The following is a 20,631-nucleotide window of genomic DNA, read 5'->3' as shown; positions in this document are numbered from 1 at the left end:
CTCTTAATCCTTAGTTTGCAACAACGCGATGGTGCGATTCATCTCGTTAAACACGATGTTGAGACCTTCATCGAATCCCATTCCTGGTTTGACCAGCATGCGCATCGGACGCGCGGCAAGCGCCACGTGTACGCAGGTGCGAGCACTGATCTCGGTTTCGTTACAGGTACCGCCCTGATAGGCTTCCATGGCGTGTTTGTTGCAGTACAGCACTGCATCAACAATGTTATGAATGCCGCCAAGATCAGGGGTTTTGATCTGTACCATGTGGCAGCTGCCCGCATCGGTAAAGTCCACGATATCCTGATAGGTGTTACACCATTCGTCGGCGACAATTTTCACGCCGGAGCCCAGACGGGTCAGTTCTTTGGTGATGGCGGTCAACATGCGGATCTGATCCGGCTTGTTACCCGCATCTACTGGCCCTTCGATATACAGCGGCAGGCCTTGAGCTTCGGCTTCCAGGCTGGCGATGTATTCGGCGCAGCGCACGGGATCCATATCGAAGATCAAACCGATCGTGCCGTACACATCAATATGCAGCGTCGGGTGATAACGTTCGCTGGTGCGCAGGCTTAAGATACGGTCGGACAACCAACGTACATACTCACGCAGTTTTTCGCCTTTAAAGCCCAGCTTCTCTTCGACGTTGTTGATCAGCGCATGCGGCAGGACGTCCACACCTTTGAGGATCATCTTATCAACGGCGATATAACGGTCGTCGCCGCTCTGGCCAAATAATGGAATAGCTTCCGGTACGCACGGCAGTTGCCATTCATCGCAAACCACTTCAGTTTTCAGACGACCGGTAGCCAGCGCCGCCGCATCGAGCAGCGCCTGAGACAGACCATAGCGGACGGCAGTATGCAGCAGATGACCGTCAATACGCAGTTGGTCAAAGAAACGGGCGTTTGGCAGGAACGCATCAACGTCACGGCCTTCCAGCAGCGGTTTGATGTGATCGTTGAGGAACGGAATGAAATTTTCTGCCAGGAAAAGCGGATCACGACCACCTGCGCCTGAATATTGAACCGCTGCGCAATCGCCCACCGCTACCGCGCCATTCTCCAGAATCAGTTGCACGGAAACGCATTCACCCGCCTGACGAACAGAGGTAAATCCTGGCGTTACCGGATCGCCGGTATAGATAAACCCGTCATGACCGGCGCCATTTTTGATGGCCTGCTGATCGTCAAAATAAAATGAGGAGTAGCCAGCGGTGAAAAGGGCCTTTTTGATTTTCATTATGGTCTTCCTATTAATTTACTGTGGGATACGGCGTTGATGTCATCAATGACCATCTGGAAAGAAGGCTTGCGGCCTTCAAAATGTGCGCGCTCTGCGACATAGTCGTGGTGCAGGGCGAGAATATCTTTCGGCAGTGGAACTGCACCGGCTTCGAGAATACGGATAGCGCCTGTGTTATCGCGAACAGGGAGGATCTTACCGGCGTTGCAAGCGGCAGGCGCGAACGGCACATCCAGTACGCCAGCTTCAAAGGCCAGCACCGTGCCACGCGCAATGTCGCCATTGCCCAGTTCGAAGACTTTTTTCAGCACTGCGCGGACTTCGCTCTTGATCAGATCAACTTCCTGCTCGACGGCAGCGCATTGCGGGAATTTCTGGTCACTGACCATGTTGAGCATCTGGCGTGACGCTTTCAGACCCTGGGCGTTGGCTGCTGCCGTTGGGATACCGAACGCTTCGTGCGGGCTTTTGGTGATCACTTTCGTGGCACCGGACATACCCGCAACCGCTGCCCCCCAGGCGATAACGGAGAAGGCTTTCGCTTCATCTTCCGGGAATCCGCCCATCCACTGGTGGAAAACGGTGCTCAGTTCGTAATCGTCGAATCCGTGGTTATGGAAGTATTCGTGGGACAGTTCGCGCAGCGCCTGAATAGCGGCGATATCCTGCGTCAGGCTACCGACCTGGCCGTAGCCGACGGTAATGGACTTCACGCCCTGTTCCAGCGCCAATAGACCTTCAATAATCGCCACCGAGTGGGACATAAACGGCGGGATTAGGGTGCCAGTTAGCGGGCCGAACGGTTCACGGTTAATACGAATACCGTTCTCTTCGTACAGGCCCATCAGGCGATCGCAGTACTGCCAGTCACGGATGGATTTTTCCAGGGTGACGCGCTTAGCGTAAGGAATGTTGTAGGAGATACCGCCGCCTTCGTAGCTGGTAAAACCACTGGCCATAGCGATTTCCGCCAGCAGGCGAGCATCTGGCGTTCCGTGGCGAACCTGGATCGGTTTTTCCAGCGATTCAGTCATCCGGCGGCAGGCAGCTACCCCGTGATTGACGACCGGTAAACCATTCAGTTTGGACGTCCCAGCTTCGATGGATTTCTGGATCCCGACAGCGGCTTCTTCATAGCGATTCAGACGGGTATAGGCATCGATGGTGCTTGGCAGGAGGTCGCACTCTTCCTGCAATGTTTTGAGCAGCGCAATATGCTCATCCATTAATGCTACGCCTGCGCGCGGCTGGCTCAGGGTCCTGCCTTCCTGATCGGCCTTCAGCAGAGCAAGGGAGAAGCGTTTGTTATCTGGAATTGATTGCTGGTACTTCACGCCATCTTCGAAGTTCTCAACGTCTTTGCCGGTTTCCCAGGTTTGTAACACCTGATGCCTTTCGGTCATGAATTCGTCGTGGGTTAATTTTTTATTTCGAAGTTCCATTCGTAGCTGCCTTAAGTTTTATAGGGTTAAACACTGAATGCTGGTGCGAGCAGCGGCTTGCGGGTACAGTCTGGCGACGTTTGCCAGTAGAGGGAGCAGGCCATTTGAATCGCGGTAATACTCAAACTGGTTCGGTAACAGAATTCTTTTGCCCTGGTCGTCCAGCTCCCGATATTTGAGCCAGTTATGGATATCGAACTGGCTGGCGCGAGAGAGCCATCCCCCTGAACCGACGACTTTGCGCACGGTGGTGAGATCGCGACCCATCTGTAAATCCACGTTACCCACGCAGGTACAAACCTGCTTTTTAGTGCCCGCGTGGCGCTCAGCGGCATAGCCCACGCATAAACCTGCCAGCAGGGTGTCGAAATATTTCTCTTCCTCGCTGAGTGGCAGGTAATCCGGTTGCCCAACCAGATGACGTAGGTAGCGGTAAAACGCTTCCTCGCGCTGTGGCTGTTGGGCGAAGATGACTTTCACCATATCCTGCGTGCTTTCTCCCACCACAACGGCGGAAACGCGCATACCCAGGTCACCTTCAACGGTACGTTTGACGAACGGTTCAGGAACACCATGCAAGACGGTGTCGGGGGAGAGGGTATTCGCGCTGGCCGAATAGACATCCGTGGTGGCTCCGCCCATATCAATCAGCATGAACTCCTTCCATGCGTTGTCGTAATCGCTAATGGCTTTGACTAACTCATAGACTGTCCATGGCGTCGGCATTGGCTCTTCGCCTGTTTCGCCGACAATGACGTCCAGACCTTTACCTTTGACAATGCGTGACAAGAACACATCGCAAATCGCCTGGCGTGCGGCAAACGGATTCGGGTGATCGAGGTCAGGTAGAATGTTGTCTACCGTGGTCAGATCTTTGTCTCCCAGAATCGTTTGAATTTCGTCCTGAATGTCCCGATTTCCGGCGTAGATAATGGCGCAATCAAGCTTTGAGCCTGCCAGAGCGCGCGCATTCGCCAGGCCGTAACTTTCTTCGCCGCCGTCTGTACCGCCGGTAAACAACAGAATGTCTGGTGGTGATGATTCCAGTTCCTGGATGTCATGACGGTTCAGTTTGTACGAATAATATTGCGCGATTTTCGCTCCTGCCGAATGGGCGGTAACTTTTGCCGATTCCAGCGTAATGGAAGGCACCAGCCCCATTGCTGCTACGGCGAGCCCACCTTTGGCCGAGGAGGAGTATTTCAACTGTACTTCACCACTTTTCAGTAACGGGCGAGCATCGGCAACATTCAGCACCTGATTCAGGCTGGCAAAAAAACCGTCTGCCAGATGATGTGTGGTGGTTGGGGTCAGGACATGGTTTACCAGGGTTAATTCCTCGCCTTCATGAGCAAAGAGGGCAGCCTTGGTCCATGTCGAGCCGATATCGACAGAAACTGTTTGCATCAGATGGCCTCTTCCAGACAACGCTGCTCGAGGCCATTGTGCTGGTGAATATCATTAGTGATAAGCGCGCAGACATCTTCCAGGTCGTGGCTCGGCGCGAAGACGCGGTTAAACCCCATCTCTTTAAATTTCACTTCTACATCGGCGAAGTCATGTTTCCCGACGACCAGATTGCCGCCGACGTACAGCAGAATGTCGCCGAGGCCACGCTCGATGCAGCGCTCACGTAATCCGAGGCAGTCAATATCACCATGACCGTAGATAGACGACACCACGATGGCATCGGCACCTGTTTCAATTGCGGCATCAATATATTCATCCTGGCTCACCATCACCCCGAGGTTTATTACGTGGAAATTATGAGCCGTGAAAACGCGATCCAGAACTTTATTACCTACTGCATGGCAGTCAGCACCGATGACGCCAATAACAAGTGTAGATTTCTTCATGGGTAATCCTCTGTAGGGCTGATGGTCAATAAGTGAAAATTGTTTTCTAATATTTAGAACATGGAGTGCGACAACCTTTTAATAGGGTTGGAGTTTCTGTGGAAGCGGAAAAGGAAGCAATTGATCTATTTTCAAAATATCCTGCGCAAAATGATTGTTATATTTCTTGGTTATAAAAAGTCATTAAAATCAATGTTTTGTTTTTGTTTCTTGTTTCTTTTTTTAATTTGTTAGGGAAATGAGTAATAAATGACTTGCCATGTTTGTGATCGAAATCTTATTTTGTTGCGATGCTCATTCATGCGACGATTTTTATAATTTCAAAAATTATTTCTGCTAAATAACTTGTGAACGGCATAACGTTTTTTTATTTTTTAATCTTATATGGCACAATTATCTTTTGTTAAATTTAAGATAAAAATGATAATGAATTGTTTGTATCAGATTTAATCTTATGTCACATAAAAAAGAGGGAGCAGGTACGATAACTTTCAGTGATGAGTGAAGCGAAGCGCCAACTTTCTGCGGTAAAACCTAAAATGCAATGAGGCGGTCAATGTCAGGCTCTTTCGCTTCTGATTGAGATAGTTACATTACGGTGTTAATCATAAGTAAAATTAAAATGAAAAAATTGTATGAAATAAATATTCACTGACTTGCTAAACAAAAAACTGTGAGCTACCAGCAATAGTGACTCTTTATCTGTTGGCAAATTTGTCCGTCTGGCCGGTTAAAAGATCGTGTACATTTAAATAAATATCCTATCATTTGTAGTAACGGCAATTACTCATTGAAAAACATGTCGTTAACATGTTGTTTACTAGTCACCTGACTGCTAAACACTATTAACATTGGTTTTGGAAATTGATTTAAATCAATATTTAAAACTTGGTAAACGATCTCAAAAGAGGTTAAATTGCTGCAGATCAAATTGGTCTGAAAGTGGTAAATTAGCTATAAATTGATCACTATCGAAAAATGCAAATTTACCTCGATAAAAACCTGTTTATTGTAAGGATTTTACGGCGTAATATAATTGCGGGATCAATTTGAGTGTTTTATTAACATGTTTGTAACCTATCGTCATTGTCCTTTCTTCAAACGAGAAGAAAGAGCTGCGGCGGAGGGGAGCAGATAAATTTGTATTGGGGCATGCGTGTGACCCTTTCTAACGGGGTTCACTCTCGGAGTCTTCATGCGATGAGCAAGGAGTCATGATGTTAGATATAGTCGAACTGTCGCGCTTACAGTTTGCCTTGACCGCGATGTACCACTTCCTGTTTGTGCCACTGACGCTTGGTATGGCGTTCTTGTTGGCCATCATGGAAACGGTCTACGTCCTTTCCGGCAAACAGATTTATAAAGATATGACCAAGTTCTGGGGCAAGTTGTTTGGTATCAACTTCGCTCTGGGTGTGGCAACCGGTCTGACCATGGAGTTCCAGTTCGGGACTAACTGGTCTTACTATTCCCACTATGTAGGGGATATTTTCGGTGCGCCGCTGGCGATCGAAGGTTTGATGGCCTTCTTCCTCGAATCCACCTTTGTAGGTCTGTTCTTCTTCGGCTGGGACCGTTTGGGTAAAGTCCAGCATATGTGCGTCACCTGGCTGGTGGCTTTAGGTTCAAACCTGTCCGCACTGTGGATTCTGGTTGCGAACGGCTGGATGCAAAACCCAATCGCCGCGGATTTCAACTTTGAAACCATGCGCATGGAGATGCTGAGCTTCTCTGAACTGGTGCTCAACCCGGTAGCACAGGTGAAATTTGTTCACACTGTCGCCTCTGGTTATGTAACAGGTGCGATGTTCATCCTTGGCATTAGTGCGTATTACATGCTGAAAGGCCGCGACTTCGCTTTCGCAAAACGCTCATTCGCGATTGCTGCCAGCTTCGGTATGGCTGCTGTACTTTCTGTTATCGTTCTGGGTGATGAGTCCGGATACGAAATGGGTGACGTACAGAAAACCAAACTGGCTGCGATCGAAGCCGAGTGGGAAACTCAACCTGCTCCTGCTGCGTTTACTTTGTTCGGTATTCCCGATCAGGATAAACAAGAAAACAAATTTGCGATTCAAATTCCTTATGCGCTGGGCATCATTGCCACCCGCTCTGTTGATACACCGGTCATTGGTCTGAAAGACCTGATGGTGCAACACGAAGAGCGCATCCGTAACGGTATGAAAGCCTATCAGTTGCTGGAAGAACTGCGTGCTGGTAGTACCGATCAGGCCGTTCGCGACCAGTTCAACAGTATGAAGAAAGACCTGGGTTATGGTCTGCTGCTGAAACGCTATACCGATAAAGTCACCGACGCGACGGAAGCGCAAATTCAGCAGGCAACAAAAGATTCTATCCCACGTGTTGCACCGCTTTACTTCGCTTTCCGTATCATGGTGGCGTGCGGCTTCTTGCTGCTGGCAATTATTGCGTTGTCCTTCTGGAGCGTAATTCGTAACCGTATCGGTGAGAAAAAATGGCTGCTGCGTGCGGCGCTTTACGGTATTCCACTGCCGTGGATTGCTGTAGAAGCAGGTTGGTTTGTTGCCGAATATGGTCGTCAGCCATGGGCGATCGGTGAGGTGTTACCAACGGCGGTTGCAAACTCATCGTTAACAGTAGGTGACCTATTGTTCTCCATGATCCTGATTTGTGGCCTGTATACCCTGTTCCTGGTGGCAGAATTGTTCTTAATGTTCAAGTTTGCACGCCTCGGCCCAAGCAGCCTGAAAACCGGTCGCTATCACTTTGAGCAGTCCAATGTGACTTCTCAGCCGGCACGCTAAGACAGGAGTCGTCAAATGATCGATTATGAAGTATTGCGTTTTGTCTGGTGGCTGCTGGTCGGCATTCTGCTGATTGGTTTTGCGGTCACTGATGGCTTCGACATGGGGGTGGGCATGCTCACCCGTTTCCTCGGTCGTAATGATACCGAGCGTCGAATTATGATTAACTCCATCGCCCCGCACTGGGATGGTAACCAGGTGTGGTTGATCACCGCGGGTGGCGCATTGTTCGCTGCCTGGCCGATGGTGTATGCCGCTGCATTCTCCGGTTTCTATGTGGCGATGGTTCTGGTGCTGGCGTCCTTGTTCTTTCGTCCGGTCGGTTTTGATTACCGTTCCAAGATTGAAGACACTCGTTGGCGTAACATGTGGGACTGGGGCATCTTTATTGGTAGCTTCGTTCCACCGTTGGTGATTGGTGTGGCGTTCGGTAACCTGCTGCAAGGGGTTCCGTTCCACATTGATGAGTACCTGCGCCTTTACTACACAGGTAACTTCTTCCAGTTGCTGAATCCGTTTGGTCTGCTGGCGGGTGTCGTGAGCGTTGGGATGATCATCACCCAGGGCGCGACTTATCTGCAGATGCGTACTGTGGGTGAGTTACATCTGCGTACCCGCACCACCGCTCAGGTAGCGGCGCTGGTGACTCTGGTCTGCTTCGCGCTGGCGGGTGTATGGGTGATGTACGGTATTGACGGTTATGTTGTGACTTCTGCAGTTGATCATCATGCGGCGTCTAACCCGCTGACCAAAGAAGTCGCGCGTGAAGCAGGCGCATGGTTGGTGAACTTTAATAATGCACCGATCCTGTGGTTGATTCCGGCACTGGGTGTGGTTCTGCCGCTGTTGACTATCCTGACCTCTCGTATGGAGAAAGGAGCATGGGCGTTCGTCTTCTCCTCACTGACGTTAGCCTGCATCATCCTGACTGCTGGTATTGCAATGTTCCCGTTTGTAATGCCATCCAGCACCATGATGAACGCGAGTCTGACCATGTGGGATGCAACGTCCAGCCAGCTGACGCTGAACGTGATGACCTATGTGGCATGTGTGTTCGTGCCAATTATTCTCCTCTACACCACATGGTGCTACTGGAAGATGTTTGGTCGTATCACCAAAGAAGATATTGAACGTAACACACACTCTCTGTACTAAGTAAGGAGCTTAAAATGTGGTATTTCGCATGGATTTTGGGAACGCTTCTTGCCTGTGCATTTGGGATAATCACAGCGCTGGCGCTTGAGCACGTTGAATCAGGCAAGGCCGGACAAGAAGATAGCTGATGACCAACATTATCGCGATAGTATATGCGGTAATGGACAAGCGCCCCTTGCGGGCGCTTTCCTTTGTGCTGGCAATCGTGTTGGCCGGCTGCATATTCTGGGAACCGTCACGTTTCGCGGCCAAAACCAGTACGCTTGAAATCTGGCATGGCTTTCTGCTGATGTGGGCGGTCTGCGCAGGCATCATTCATGGCGTTGGCTTTCGTCCTCGCGCCGTACACTGGCAGGGCATCTTCTGCCCGCTGATCGCAGATATCGTCCTCGTGGTTGGTCTGATTTTCTTCTTCTTTTGAATAAGAAACATCCTTAAATATTTATGGGCTTGCATAAGCCCATAATTTTTTACTCTCCGTTTACTTTCCCCCATTCCAAAGCACCATTCCCGCGCGTATAGTAGCGAAGTTTGAAAGCACTAACCTAATTGCATTACCGGGATGTAAAGTGAAGACAGCGCGATATACAACGACATTCTTGATGCATCGCGGCGGCAAGAACGCGAGTCACCAGGGGCTTACAAAGTTAAGCGACCGGTGTGAGTGGGCAAAGCCAACAAAGAGGCAGTAAGAATGAATAAGTATATTTTCCGATGGCCGGTTCGTGTCTATTATGAAGACACCGATGCCGGTGGGGTGGTTTATCACGCCAGTTACGTCGCTTTTTATGAAAGAGCACGCACAGAGATGCTGCGTCATCATCACTTCAGTCAGCAGGTTCTGTTGGCCGAACGTGTAGCCTTTGTGGTGCGCAAGATGACCCTTGAGTATTTTGCGCCTGCCCGGCTCGACGATATGCTCGAAGTCCAAACCGAAATTACGTCAATGCGTGGCACCTCATTGGTTTTCACGCAACGCATTGTCAACGCAGAGAACACCGTGCTGAATGAAGCCGAAGTTCTGATTGTTTGCGTTGATCCACTCAAAATGAAGCCTCGTGCGCTTCCCAAGTCTATTGTCGCGGAGTTTAAGCAGTGACTGACATGAATATCCTTGATTTGTTCCTGAAGGCAAGCCTTCTGGTTAAACTTATCATGTTGATTTTGATTGGTTTCTCAATCGCATCCTGGGCTATTATTATCCAGCGGACCCGTATTCTTAATGCTGCTTCACGTGAAGCCGAAGCATTTGAAGACAAGTTCTGGTCCGGCATTGAGTTGTCGCGCCTGTACCAGGAAAGTCAGGGGCGTCGTGATAATCTGGCGGGTTCAGAGCAAATTTTTTATAGCGGGTTCAAAGAATTTGCGCGTCTGCATAGGGCGAATAGCCATGCGCCTGAAGCGGTCGTTGAGGGGGCATCCCGTGCGATGCGTATCTCGATGAACCGTGAACTGGAAACGCTGGAAACGCATATTCCATTCCTCGGCACTGTCGGCTCCATCAGCCCGTATATCGGTCTGTTCGGTACCGTTTGGGGGATCATGCACGCCTTTATCGCGCTGGGCGCGGTAAAACAGGCGACGCTGCAAATGGTTGCGCCGGGTATCGCGGAAGCGTTGATTGCAACGGCTATCGGCCTGTTTGCGGCAATTCCGGCGGTTATGGCTTACAACCGACTGAATCAGCGCGTGAACAAGCTGGAACTGAATTACGACAACTTTATGGAAGAGTTCACCGCGATTCTGCACCGCCAGGCGTTTACCGTTAGCGAGAGCAACAAGGGGTAAACCATGGCCAGAACGCGTGGACGAGGTCGTCGCGAACTTAAGTCCGAAATCAATATTGTCCCGCTGCTCGACGTACTGCTGGTGCTGTTGCTGATCTTTATGGCAACCGCGCCGATCATTACGCAGAGTGTGGAAGTTGACCTGCCGGATGCGACCGAATCGCAAGCCGTCAGCAGTAACGACGAGCCACCGGTCATTATTGAAGTTTCCGGTATTGGGCAATACAGCGTGGTCGTTGAGAAAGACAGGATGGATCAACTGCCGCCGGAGCAGGTTATCGCGGAAGCGAAAAGCCGCCTGCAGACCAATCCGAAAACAGTATTTTTAATCGGTGGTGCGAAAGACGTGCCTTATGATGAAATAATTAAAGCGCTGAACTTGTTACACAGTGCAGGCGTAAAATCGGTTGGCCTGATGACGCAGCCAATCTGATGACTGCATATTGCTGGCTTGAAAGATAGCGCGTAACAGGCGAACAGTTTTTGGGAACCGAGAGTGTCAAAGGCAACCGAACAAAACGACAAGCTCAAAAGGGCGATAATTATTTCAGCGGTGCTGCATGTCATTTTATTTGCAGCGCTGATCTGGAGTTCGTTCGATGAGCACATTGATGCTTCAGCCGGCGGCGGCGGCGGTTCGTCTATCGACGCCGTTATGGTCGATCCTGGTGCCGTTGTTCAACAGTACGATCGCCAGCAGCAACAGCAGGCAAGTGCGAAACGTGCAGAAGAACAGCGCGAAAAACAGGCGCAACAGCAAGCAGAGGAACTTCGTGAGAAGCAAGCTGCTGAGCAAGAACGACTGAAGCAACTGGAAAAAGAACGTTTAGCTGCGCAGGAAAAAGTGCGCGAGCAGGCGGAACAGCAGAAGCAAGCAGAGGCCGCCGCCGCGAAAGCGCAAGAACAACAGAAACAGGCTGAAGAGGCTGCGGCGAAGGCTGCTGCAGACGCGAAGGCCAAGGCTGATGCTCAGGCGAAACAAGCGGCAGATGCCGCGAAGAAAGCTGCTGCGGACGCACAGAAAAAAGCTGAGGCAGAAGCCGCTAAAGCCGCTGCTGATGCGAAGAAAGCTGCCGAAGCACAAGCTGCTAAGGCTGCCGCAGATGCTGCGAAGAAAGCGCAGGCTGAAGCCGCTAAGCAAGCAGCAGCCGAGAAAGCTGCCGCTGAGAAAGCAGAAAAAGCCGCCGCCGCGAAAGCAGCCGCTGCTGAAAAGGCTGCCGCTGACAAAAAAGCAGCTGCTGAAAAAGCTGCGGCAGATAAAAAGGCTGCAGCTGAGAAAGCCGCTGCCGATAAGAAAGCTGCAGCAGATAAAGCTGCTGCTGCGAAAAAGGCTGCCGCCGAAAAAGCCGCCGCAGCATCTGGCGTTGACGACTTGTTGGGCGACCTAAGCTCCGGTAAGAATGCACCGAAATCGGGTGGTGGAGCGAAAGGAAACGGCCAACCGGCGAAAGATAGTGGTACAAGTGGTGCAAATGGCGGTGCATCTGGCGCTGATATCAGTGCTTACGCATCTCAAATTCGTAATGCGATTCAGAGCCGTCTGTATGGTGCCGATTTGTATGCGGGAAAATCCTGCGTATTACATATCAAGTTAGCGCCTGATGGTCTGTTACTGGATGTGACCGAAGAGGGCGGGGATCCGGCATTGTGCCAGGCTGCGCTGACGGCTGCGAAAACAGCCAGAATTCCTAAACCGCCTAGCCAGGCTGTTTATGAAAAAGTAAAAGATGCCAAACTGGACTTTAAACTGTAATAACGACCCCTGAGAAATCGGGGGAAACGGTCTAAGGTTGAGACAGTGTTCTGGTAGTTTTGTGTATTTGAGTTTGTTAACATTCTGCTAAATTATCGTGGGCTTTCCGTCCAGATAAGGGAGATATGATGAAGCAGGCATTACGAGTTGCATTTGGTTTTCTGATGCTGTGGGCAGCGGTGCTGCACGCAGAAGTACGTATCGAGATCACCCAAGGGGTGGACTCGGCACGCCCGATTGGTGTTGTCCCCTTCCAGTGGGCAGGACCGGGTGCTGCACCTGAAGATATCGGTGGTATCGTGGGTGCTGACCTGCGAAACAGCGGTAAATTTAACCCATTAGACCGTTCTCGCCTGCCGCAGCAGCCGGGTACCGCGCAGGAAGTTCAACCTGCCGCATGGTCTGCTCTGGGTATTGATGCCGTAGTGGTTGGCCAGGTCACACCGAATCCAGATGGTTCCTACAGTGTTGCTTATCAACTGGTTGATACCGGTGGCGCACCGGGTACCGTACTGGCACAGAACACGTATAAAGTGAACAAGCAGTGGTTGCGTTACGCAGGCCATACCGCAAGTGACGAAGTGTTTGAAAAACTGACCGGTATTAAAGGTGCATTCCGTACCCGTATCGCTTATGTTGTTCAGACTAACGGCGGTCAGTTCCCGTACGAGTTACGCGTGTCCGACTACGATGGCTACAACCAGTTTGTGGTACACCGTTCTCCGCAACCGCTGATGTCTCCGGCGTGGTCTCCGGACGGTTCAAAACTGGCGTACGTAACCTTCGAGAGCGGTCGTTCTGCACTGGTTATTCAGACATTGTCTAATGGCGCAGTTCGTCAGGTAGCGTCGTTCCCACGTCACAACGGTGCACCTGCGTTTTCTCCGGATGGCAGCAAGCTGGCGTTTGCCCTGTCTAAAACCGGTAGCCTGAACTTGTATGTCATGGACATTGGTTCCGGTCAGATTCGTCAGGTGACGGATGGTCGCAGCAACAACACGGAACCGACCTGGTTCCCGGACAGCCAAAACCTGGCCTTTACGTCTGACCAGGCTGGTCGTCCGCAGGTATACAAAGTTAACGTTAACGGCGGTGCTCCGCAGCGTATTACCTGGGAAGGTTCGCAAAACCAGGATGCGGATGTGAGCAGCGACGGTAAATTTATGGTAATGGTAAGCTCGGCAAATGGTCAGCAGCACATTGCCAAACAAGATCTGGTAGCGGGTGGCGTACAAGTTCTGTCGTCAACGTTCCTGGACGAAACGCCAAGTCTGGCACCTAACGGCACTATGGTAATCTACAGCTCTTCTCAGGGGATGGGATCCGTGCTGAATTTGGTTTCTACAGATGGGCGTTTCAAAGCGCGTCTTCCGGCAACTGATGGTCAGGTAAAATTCCCTGCCTGGTCGCCGTATCTGTGATAATAAATAATTGATTAATAAAGGAATCATTGAAATGCAACTGAACAAAGTGCTGAAAGGGCTGATGATTGCTCTGCCTGTTATGGCTATTGCGGCATGTTCTTCTAACAAGAACGCCAGCAATGACGGCAGCGAAGGCATGCTGGGTGCCGGCACTGGTATGGATGCAAACGGCAGCGGCAACATGTCTTCTGAAGAGCAAGCGCGTCTTCAGATGCAACAGCTGCAGCAGAACAACATCGTTTACTTCGATCTGGACAAGTACGATATCCGTTCTGACTTCGCTGCAATGCTGGATGCTCACGCTAACTTCCTGCGTAGCAACCCGTCTTACAAAGTCACCGTAGAAGGTCATGCGGACGAACGTGGTACTCCTGAGTACAACATCTCCTTGGGTGAGCGTCGTGCAAACGCCGTTAAGATGTACCTGCAGGGTAAAGGCGTTTCTGCTGACCAGATCTCCATCGTTTCTTACGGTAAAGAAAAACCTGCAGTACTGGGTCATGACGAAGCGGCTTACGCCAAAAACCGTCGCGCCGTACTGGTTTACTAAGAGAATTGCATGAGCAGTAACTTCAGACATCACGTGTTGAGTCTGTCGTTACTGGTTGGCATAGCGGCCCCTTGGGCCGCTTTTGCTCAGGCGCCAATCAGTAGTGTCGGCTCAGGCTCGGTCGAAGACCGTGTCACTCAACTCGAGCGTATTTCTAACGCTCACAGTCAGCTTTTAACCCAACTCCAGCAACAACTCTCCGATAATCAGTCCGATATTGATTCCCTGCGCGGTCAAATTCAGGAAAATCAGTACCAGCTGAATCAGGTTGTTGAGCGCCAGAAGCAAATATTGCTGCAGATGAATAATCTTGGCAGCGGTAGCGCGCCTGCTGCGCAATCTGCAGGTGGCGATCAGAGTGGGGCGGCAACCCCAGCACCTGATGCAGGCGCTGCGACAACGTCAGGGGCGCCCGCGCAAACTGGCGATGCGAATACCGATTACAATGCGGCAATTGCTCTGGTGCAGGATAAATCTCGCCAGGATGACGCGATTGAAGCATTTCAGAACTTCATCAAAAAATACCCGGACTCAACTTACCTGCCCAATGCGAATTATTGGCTGGGTCAGTTGAATTACAATAAGGGTAAAAAAGATGATGCAGCGTTCTATTTTGCTTCGGTAGTAAAAAACTTCCCGAAATCACCGAAGGCTGCAGACGCGATGTACAAAGTCGGCGTCATCATGCAGGACAAAGGTGACACAGCAAAAGCTAAAGCGGTTTATCAGCAGGTTATCACTAAATACCCTGGCACTGATGGCGCGAAACAAGCGCAAAAACGCCTTGGCGCGATGTAATGACCACGACACGACCAGAAATCGTGTTATTTCTGGTCGTGTCGTGTGATTCCTAAGCAGTTGAGTTATTTACATCGAAATTTTTGTTGCGCTAAAATCTGAAATCAGTAATATATGCCGCCGTTGCCAAGGGATATCAAACAAACCAAAAGCAGCGCAAAAGCGGGTCGTTAGCTCAGTTGGTAGAGCAGTTGACTTTTAATCAATTGGTCGCAGGTTCGAATCCTGCACGACCCACCAATCGCTAAGGTGGAACGCGATTGTAAAACGTGAAGGATAACGTTGCGTAAGCAACGGCCCGTAGGGCGAGACGAAGTCAAGTCATCCTGCACGACCCACCACTAACTCAGTTAGTAAGTAGTATCCAGCGTAGTATCGGGTGATTAGCTCAGCTGGGAGAGCACCTCCCTTACAAGGAGGGGGTCGGCGGTTCGATCCCGTCATCACCCACCACTCGGGGCGTTAGCTCAGTTGGTAGAGCAGTTGACTTTTAATCAATTGGTCGCAGGTTCGAATCCTGCACGCCCCACCAACTTTAACATCGTACTCAGATGTTAAACGTGAAGGATAACGTTGCGTAAGCAACGGCCCGTTAGGGCGAGACGAAGTCGAGTCATCCTGCACGCCCCACCAATTTATTGGTGGTACCGAGTAAAAATTTTCAGGTTATTCCCGAGCGGGTCGTTAGCTCAGTTGGTAGAGCAGTTGACTTTTAATCAATTGGTCGCAGGTTCGAATCCTGCACGACCCACCATCCTGGAAGTATAAAGAAGTAAACCCCATAAGGGGGCGTTAGCTCAGTTGGTAGAGCAGTTGACTTTTAATCAATTGGTCGCAGGTTCGAATCCTGCACGCCCCACCAGTGTAAAAAAGCGCCCTAAAGGCGCTTTTTTGCTATGCGCAGGATTTCATGATTCGAACCTGCAGCAGGTTCGGGTCGAACGAAGTGAGACAACGGAGCCGTTTACGGCGATGGCCCGAAGGGCGAGCGTAGCGAGTCATCCTGCACGCCCCACCAGTGTAAAAAAGCGCCCTAAAGGCGCTTTTTTGCTATCTGCGATTTAAAAGATTTGAACCTGCAGGCCCGCAGGTCGCCATCCGGCACTCATCACTCGCAATTATTGTGACTTTTCTGCGCGAATCCGCTATCTTGTTTAGCATATAAAACAATTCAAACCGAATATGGCGTGCGTCACGCTTTTAATCGGTTAATTCGTTAAGCCAGTAAAACGAGAAAGCAAGATGAGCGTGATGTTTGATCCAGAAGCAGCAATTTATCCGTTTCCGCCGAAGCCAGGGCCGCTGAGTGTGGATGAAAAGCAATTTTATCGTGAAAAAATCAAGCGCCTGTTGAAAGAGCGTGATGCCGTTATGGTCGCGCACTATTACACCGATCCTGAAATTCAGCAATTGGCCGAAGAGACCGGTGGCTGTATTTCTGATTCTCTGGAGATGGCGCGGTTCGGTGCAAAACACCCAGCTTCTACGCTGCTGGTTGCGGGCGTGAGGTTTATGGGAGAAACCGCCAAAATTCTCAGCCCGGAAAAGACTATCCTGATGCCAACTTTACAGGCGGAATGTTCATTAGATCTGGGCTGTCCGATAGACGCGTTCAGCGCATTCTGCGACGCGCATCCGGATCGTACCGTGGTGGTTTACGCCAATACTTCAGCCGCCGTTAAAGCTCGTGCTGACTGGGTCGTGACCTCCAGTATCGCGGTTGAACTTATTGAGCATCTTGATAGTTTAGGTGAAAAAATCATCTGGGCTCCGGACAGACATCTGGGTAACTACGTGCAGAAACAAACCGGCGCAGATGTGCTCTGCTGGCAGGGGGACTGTATTGTCCACGACGAGTTTAAAACCCAGGCTTTAACGCGCATGAAAGGACTGTACCCTGATGCTGCGGTGCTGGTGCACCCGGAGTCACCTCAGTCTATCGTTGATATGGCCGATGCGGTTGGCTCAACCAGTCAGCTCATCACCGCAGCTAAATCGTTACCGCATAAGCAGCTGATTGTGGCGACTGACCGGGGCATTTTTTACAAAATGCAGCAGGCCGTTCCGGATAAAGAGCTGCTTGAAGCTCCAACGGCTGGCGAGGGGGCAACCTGTCGTAGCTGCGCGCATTGTCCATGGATGGCGATGAACGGCCTCAAGGCGATTGCTGAGGGGCTGGAGCATGGCGGCGCGGCGCATGAAATACATGTTGATCACGCACTGCGAGAAGGGGCATTGTTGCCATTAAATCGTATGTTGGAATTTGCGGCTACACTACGAGCTTAATACTTTATTTTTGCTCTGGGGGAAAAGATGGACTTTTTTAGCACGCAGAACATTCTGGTACATATTCCGATTGGCGCAGGTGGTTACGATCTATCGTGGATCGAAGCCGTGGGGACGATCGCCGGGTTGCTGTGTATTGGCCTGGCGAGTCTTGAGAAAATCAGCAATTACGTTTTCGGTCTGATAAACGTCACGCTGTTTGCGATTATCTTCTTTCAGATCCAGCTTTATGCCAGCCTGTTGCTGCAAGTCTTTTTCTTTGCCGCCAACATCTACGGCTGGTATGCCTGGTCCCGGCAAACCAACCAGCATGAAGCGGAACTGAAAATTCGCTGGCTGCCGTTGCCAAAAGCGATCGGCTGGCTGGCGGCTTGTGTGGTGGCGATCGGCCTGATGTCGGTCTATATCGATCCGGTCTTTGCGTTGCTGACTCGTATTGCGGTCAACATAATGCAGGCATTGGGACTGCAGGTTGCTGTGCCTGAACTGCAACCCGATGCATTCCCGTTCTGGGACTCCTGCATGATGGTGCTTTCGATTGCGGCGATGATCCTGATGACGCGCAAATACGTTGAAAACTGGCTGCTGTGGGTGATCATCAACGTAATCAGCGTGGTGATCTTTGCCCTGCAAGGCGTATATGCCATGTCGCTGGAATATATGATCCTGACGGTTATCGCCCTCAACGGGAGCAGGATGTGGATCAACAGTGCGCGTGAGCGAGGTTCCCACGCGCTGTCTCATTAATGGTGATGATGTGAATGGCCGGACACGCCCTGATACAGGTGGCAGTCCGGTCCATTGCACGGCTGATACTCCATCTGAATCGTCGCGTGTTCAATCTGGTAATGATGGATAAGGAAATGCTGAATACGCTCCAGCAGCGCATCATGATCGTGCGGCGGGATCACCTGCACATGCAGCGTCATTACCGGCTTTTCTCCCACCATCCAGACGTGGACATGGTGCACATTGCGGACTTCGGGAATATCCCGGCTGAGATGGCGCTGCAGTGCGGCGATATCCAGCGCCAGCGGAGCCCCTTCCAGTAATTCGTTGACGCTATCTTTTAATAATCGCCAGGCGCTGCGCAGCACCAGTACGGATACCAAAATTGAGAGGATCGGGTCCGCAGGCGTCCAGCCCGTCCAGATAATAATCAACGCAGCGATGATTGCCCCGACCGAGCCGAGTAAATCGCCCATCACATGCAGCGCTGCGGCACGGACGTTCAAATTTTTCTCTTCGCTGCCGCGATGTAAAACCCAAAAAGCAAGCACGTTGGCCAGTAAACCCGCGACAGCAATAACCATCATCATGCCGCCCGCCACGGGACGAGGTGTCTGGAAGCGCTCAATCGCCTCCCAGACGATTAAAATGGTGATAACGACCAATGCGATGGCATTAACGAATGCGGCCAGCGTCGTGAGCCTCAGCCAGCCGAAGGTGTGGCGTATTGTAGGTGGGCGACGGGAAAACTGAACGGCCAACAGCGCGAAAAGCAGCGCTGCCGCATCCGTAAGCATATGCCCGGCGTCGGCCAGCAAGGCCAGTGAGCCTGAAAGTATTCCGCCCACCACTTCGACCAACATAAATCCGGCGGTAATGCAGAATGCGAACATCAGTCGGCGGGCGTTATTGTCTTTGGGTTGCTCAGAGGAAGTATGAGTATGTGCGTGCGCCATTATGCCATCCCTTTGTTATTCTCATCTTTACTGTATGCCATCATACCGTTTTTGGGACGATAAAATTAAAAAGGAGAGCTATTGCTCTCCCGTTATTAGCTTTATTTTCAGCGTTACTGCGTGGTGCCGTCAGTTTTGGTATCAACATCATTGTTGATGCCGTTTCCAGTCTCAACCTTCTTGTTCACATCAGGACAGCGACCGTCCTTACACATGGTGTTTTTGTGCATCTCGTCTTTGGTCATCCCCTCATGGTTCATTGATGAACCGTTCGGGTGCAGCATCGTGCCACCTGAATTCACGTTACTGTTGTCGACATTATTCGGCGCTACGTTTTCGCGAGCGTCTGGTGCGACCTGACCGGCATCTGCCGAGGAATTTGCCTGGCCATTATTGGACTGCGAGTTGGTTTCAGCGGCCAGCGCCGCACTGCTGGCGAGGCTGAGGGTAGCAGTAAGAAAGAGTGAAGCCAGCTTAGTCATATGCATAATATGCTCCTGTTAAGGTCGATATGTCGGATAACGTCTTCCAACAGTGCATGTGCCAGTTACATCATCAATACGTGGTTAATCGTTTTGCTTTGGAAATTAAAACCAGCATACAATCTTGAAATCTATGAAAATTTAAGATGTTACAGTTAGAAATTGTAGTCTGGATCTCATTTTTCGCTACATTATTGCGTTTTTTTACCAGATTCCAGGATTAATCCGTCCAAAGTGTAAAACCCCGTTTACACCTTATGACTGAAGATATAGATTGGATGGATTGCATTCATTTATATAAGTATGGCAACGCTGGAATAATCATGAATTATCAGAACGACGATTTACGCATCAAAGAGATCAACGAGTTATTACCGCCAGTCGCACTGCTGGAAAAATTCCCCGCTACTGAAAATGCCGCAAATACGGTGGCTCATGCCCGTAAGGCAATTCATAAAATTCTGAAAGGGAACGACGATCGCCTGTTAGTGGTGATTGGGCCGTGCTCTATTCATGATCCGGCTGCCGCCAAAGAGTACGCCACTCGCCTGCTGGCGCTGCGCGAAGAGTTAAAAGGCGAGCTTGAAATTGTCATGCGAGTCTATTTCGAAAAGCCGCGTACCACCGTCGGCTGGAAGGGGCTTATCAACGATCCGCACATGGACAATAGCTTCCAGATCAACGATGGACTGCGCATTGCGCGTAAACTGCTGTTGGATATCAACGACAGCGGATTGCCAGCTGCAGGTGAATTCCTCGATATGATCACGCCGCAATATCTTGCCGACCTGATGAGTTGGGGCGCTATTGGAGCACGTACCACTGAGTCTCAGGTGCACCGCGAACTGGCATCTGGTCTGTCCTGCCCGGTTGGCTTTAAAAACGGTACTGATGGCACGATCAAAGTTGCGATTGATGCAATCAACGCCGCAGGGGCACCACACTGCTTCCTGTCTGTGACCAAATGGGGTCATTCGGCGATCGTGAATACCAGCGGTAATGGTGATTGCCATATCATTCTGCGCGGTGGCAAAGAGCCGAACTACAGCGCTCAGCATGTTGCCGACGTGAAAGAAGGTCTGATTAAAGCAGGGCTCTCTGCGCAAGTGATGATCGACTTTAGCCATGCCAACTCCAGCAAGCAGTTCAAAAAGCAGATGGATGTTGCGAAAGATGTTTGCGGGCAAGTTGCTGGTGGTGAAAAAGCGATTATTGGCGTGATGATCGAAAGCCATCTGGTCGAGGGTAATCAGAACCCGGATAGCGGCGAACCGCTGACCTACGGTAAGAGCATCACCGACGCCTGCATTGGCTGGGAAGATACTGATGCGGTGTTACGTCAACTGGCGGATGCGGTAAAAGCGCGCCGCGGTTAAACG

20 protein-coding genes, 5 tRNA genes and 1 other RNA gene are annotated in these 20,631 nt (G+C 50.8%); 20 read left to right on the top strand and 6 right to left on the bottom strand.

Annotated elements, in window-relative coordinates; genetic code table 11:
• Window positions 1-3 precede the first annotated feature (3 nt).
• The 4 genes from OGX99_RS11785 to glmS are packed head-to-tail and all read right to left on the bottom strand — an operon-like array spanning window position 4 to window position 4,546.
• Window positions 4-1,245 carry a methylaspartate ammonia-lyase gene (locus OGX99_RS11785; RefSeq protein ID WP_005122534.1) on the bottom strand — a complete coding sequence of 414 codons (1,242 nt, stop codon included), beginning with the start codon at window positions 1,243-1,245 and terminating at the stop codon, window positions 4-6.
• Window positions 1,245-2,690, bottom strand: a complete 1,446-nt coding sequence (locus tag OGX99_RS11780) for a methylaspartate mutase subunit E (protein ID WP_151219559.1) — start codon at window positions 2,688-2,690, stop codon at window positions 1,245-1,247. Before OGX99_RS11780 ends, OGX99_RS11785 begins: the two co-directional genes overlap by 1 nt.
• 18 nt (window positions 2,691-2,708) lie before the next feature.
• On the bottom strand, window positions 2,709-4,097 hold the full coding sequence (glmL, locus tag OGX99_RS11775) for a methylaspartate mutase accessory protein GlmL (protein ID WP_187252783.1): 1,389 nt from the start codon (window positions 4,095-4,097) through the stop codon (window positions 2,709-2,711).
• Window positions 4,097-4,546 (bottom strand): methylaspartate mutase subunit S, encoded by a 450-nt coding sequence (gene glmS / locus OGX99_RS11770; RefSeq protein WP_151219560.1) that lies wholly within the window; start codon window positions 4,544-4,546, stop codon window positions 4,097-4,099. The genes glmL and glmS overlap by 1 nt, the downstream gene beginning before the upstream one ends.
• Window positions 4,547-5,763: 1,217 nt before the next feature.
• Between glmS and cydA the strand changes: the two genes are divergently transcribed.
• From cydA to pnuC, 19 genes are all read left to right on the top strand, one after another.
• Complete coding sequence (cydA, locus tag OGX99_RS11765) at window positions 5,764-7,332, top strand: cytochrome ubiquinol oxidase subunit I (protein ID WP_151219691.1); 1,569 nt, start codon at window positions 5,764-5,766, stop codon at window positions 7,330-7,332.
• Window positions 7,333-7,347: 15 nt separating this feature from the next.
• A complete protein-coding gene (gene cydB, locus OGX99_RS11760; protein ID WP_151219561.1) occupies window positions 7,348-8,487 on the top strand; it encodes a cytochrome d ubiquinol oxidase subunit II in 1,140 nt (379 codons plus the stop codon).
• A 14-nt stretch (window positions 8,488-8,501) separates the two neighbouring features.
• Window positions 8,502-8,615, top strand: a complete 114-nt coding sequence (gene cydX, locus OGX99_RS11755; protein ID WP_003022970.1) for a cytochrome bd-I oxidase subunit CydX — start codon at window positions 8,502-8,504, stop codon at window positions 8,613-8,615.
• A complete protein-coding gene (ybgE, locus tag OGX99_RS11750; RefSeq protein ID WP_151219562.1) occupies window positions 8,615-8,908 on the top strand; it encodes a cyd operon protein YbgE in 294 nt (97 codons plus the stop codon). The genes cydX and ybgE overlap by 1 nt, the downstream gene beginning before the upstream one ends.
• A 273-nt stretch (window positions 8,909-9,181) precedes the next feature.
• The gene (gene ybgC, locus OGX99_RS11745; protein ID WP_045441116.1) at window positions 9,182-9,586 is read left to right on the top strand and encodes a tol-pal system-associated acyl-CoA thioesterase; all 405 of its coding nucleotides are present in this window, start codon (window positions 9,182-9,184) and stop codon (window positions 9,584-9,586) included.
• Window positions 9,583-10,275 (top strand): Tol-Pal system protein TolQ, encoded by a 693-nt coding sequence (gene tolQ, locus OGX99_RS11740; protein WP_003022976.1) that lies wholly within the window; start codon window positions 9,583-9,585, stop codon window positions 10,273-10,275. Before ybgC ends, tolQ begins: the two co-directional genes overlap by 4 nt.
• A 3-nt stretch (window positions 10,276-10,278) precedes the next feature.
• On the top strand, window positions 10,279-10,707 hold the full coding sequence (gene tolR, locus OGX99_RS11735; protein WP_003022978.1) for a colicin uptake protein TolR: 429 nt from the start codon (window positions 10,279-10,281) through the stop codon (window positions 10,705-10,707).
• Window positions 10,708-10,770: 63 nt separating this feature from the next.
• Window positions 10,771-12,027 (top strand): cell envelope integrity protein TolA, encoded by a 1,257-nt coding sequence (tolA, locus tag OGX99_RS11730; protein WP_008784157.1) that lies wholly within the window; start codon window positions 10,771-10,773, stop codon window positions 12,025-12,027.
• 128 nt (window positions 12,028-12,155) lie between these two features.
• Window positions 12,156-13,448: a Tol-Pal system beta propeller repeat protein TolB gene (gene tolB, locus OGX99_RS11725; protein WP_003022981.1), complete on the top strand. Its 1,293-nt coding sequence runs from the start codon at window positions 12,156-12,158 to the stop codon at window positions 13,446-13,448.
• A 34-nt stretch (window positions 13,449-13,482) separates the two neighbouring features.
• Window positions 13,483-14,001 carry a peptidoglycan-associated lipoprotein Pal gene (gene pal, locus OGX99_RS11720; protein ID WP_003022983.1) on the top strand — a complete coding sequence of 173 codons (519 nt, stop codon included), beginning with the start codon at window positions 13,483-13,485 and terminating at the stop codon, window positions 13,999-14,001.
• A 9-nt stretch (window positions 14,002-14,010) separates the two neighbouring features.
• Window positions 14,011-14,799, top strand: a complete 789-nt coding sequence (cpoB, locus tag OGX99_RS11715; protein WP_151219564.1) for a cell division protein CpoB — start codon at window positions 14,011-14,013, stop codon at window positions 14,797-14,799.
• A gap of 164 nt (window positions 14,800-14,963) precedes the next feature.
• Window positions 14,964-15,039 (top strand) — tRNA-Lys (locus tag OGX99_RS11710).
• Window positions 15,040-15,176: 137 nt separating this feature from the next.
• Window positions 15,177-15,252 (top strand) — tRNA-Val (locus OGX99_RS11705).
• Between the two features lie 3 nt (window positions 15,253-15,255).
• A tRNA-Lys gene (locus OGX99_RS11700) sits at window positions 15,256-15,331 on the top strand.
• A gap of 146 nt (window positions 15,332-15,477) precedes the next feature.
• Window positions 15,478-15,553: transfer RNA gene (locus OGX99_RS11695), tRNA-Lys, on the top strand.
• Window positions 15,554-15,585: 32 nt separating this feature from the next.
• Window positions 15,586-15,661 (top strand) — tRNA-Lys (locus OGX99_RS11690).
• Between the two features lie 22 nt (window positions 15,662-15,683).
• Window positions 15,684-15,817: non-coding RNA, RtT sRNA (locus OGX99_RS11685), on the top strand.
• A gap of 224 nt (window positions 15,818-16,041) precedes the next feature.
• Window positions 16,042-17,085 carry a quinolinate synthase NadA gene (gene nadA, locus OGX99_RS11680; RefSeq protein WP_286543641.1) on the top strand — a complete coding sequence of 348 codons (1,044 nt, stop codon included), beginning with the start codon at window positions 16,042-16,044 and terminating at the stop codon, window positions 17,083-17,085.
• A 27-nt stretch (window positions 17,086-17,112) separates the two neighbouring features.
• Window positions 17,113-17,832 (top strand): nicotinamide riboside transporter PnuC, encoded by a 720-nt coding sequence (gene pnuC, locus OGX99_RS11675; RefSeq protein WP_151219566.1) that lies wholly within the window; start codon window positions 17,113-17,115, stop codon window positions 17,830-17,832.
• Here the strand turns inward: pnuC and zitB are convergent.
• Together zitB and OGX99_RS11665 are read right to left on the bottom strand one after the other, a co-directional pair.
• Window positions 17,829-18,770 carry a CDF family zinc transporter ZitB gene (gene zitB, locus OGX99_RS11670; RefSeq protein WP_151224966.1) on the bottom strand — a complete coding sequence of 314 codons (942 nt, stop codon included), beginning with the start codon at window positions 18,768-18,770 and terminating at the stop codon, window positions 17,829-17,831. The genes pnuC and zitB overlap by 4 nt on opposite strands.
• A 113-nt stretch (window positions 18,771-18,883) precedes the next feature.
• Window positions 18,884-19,258 carry a YbgS-like family protein gene (locus OGX99_RS11665; protein ID WP_286538033.1) on the bottom strand — a complete coding sequence of 125 codons (375 nt, stop codon included), beginning with the start codon at window positions 19,256-19,258 and terminating at the stop codon, window positions 18,884-18,886.
• A 317-nt stretch (window positions 19,259-19,575) separates the two neighbouring features.
• Between OGX99_RS11665 and aroG the strand changes: the two genes are divergently transcribed.
• Complete coding sequence (gene aroG / locus OGX99_RS11660; RefSeq protein WP_187252779.1) at window positions 19,576-20,628, top strand: 3-deoxy-7-phosphoheptulonate synthase AroG; 1,053 nt, start codon at window positions 19,576-19,578, stop codon at window positions 20,626-20,628.
• The last annotated feature ends 3 nt before the right edge of the window (window positions 20,629-20,631 follow it).

It is taken from the genome of Citrobacter sp. Cu096, assembly GCF_030332285.1.
Taxonomy (GTDB): domain Bacteria; phylum Pseudomonadota; class Gammaproteobacteria; order Enterobacterales; family Enterobacteriaceae; genus Citrobacter; species Citrobacter meridianamericanus.
Note: the sequence above shows the minus strand (reverse complement) of the source record. Positions and strands in the feature narration are given on the sequence as shown.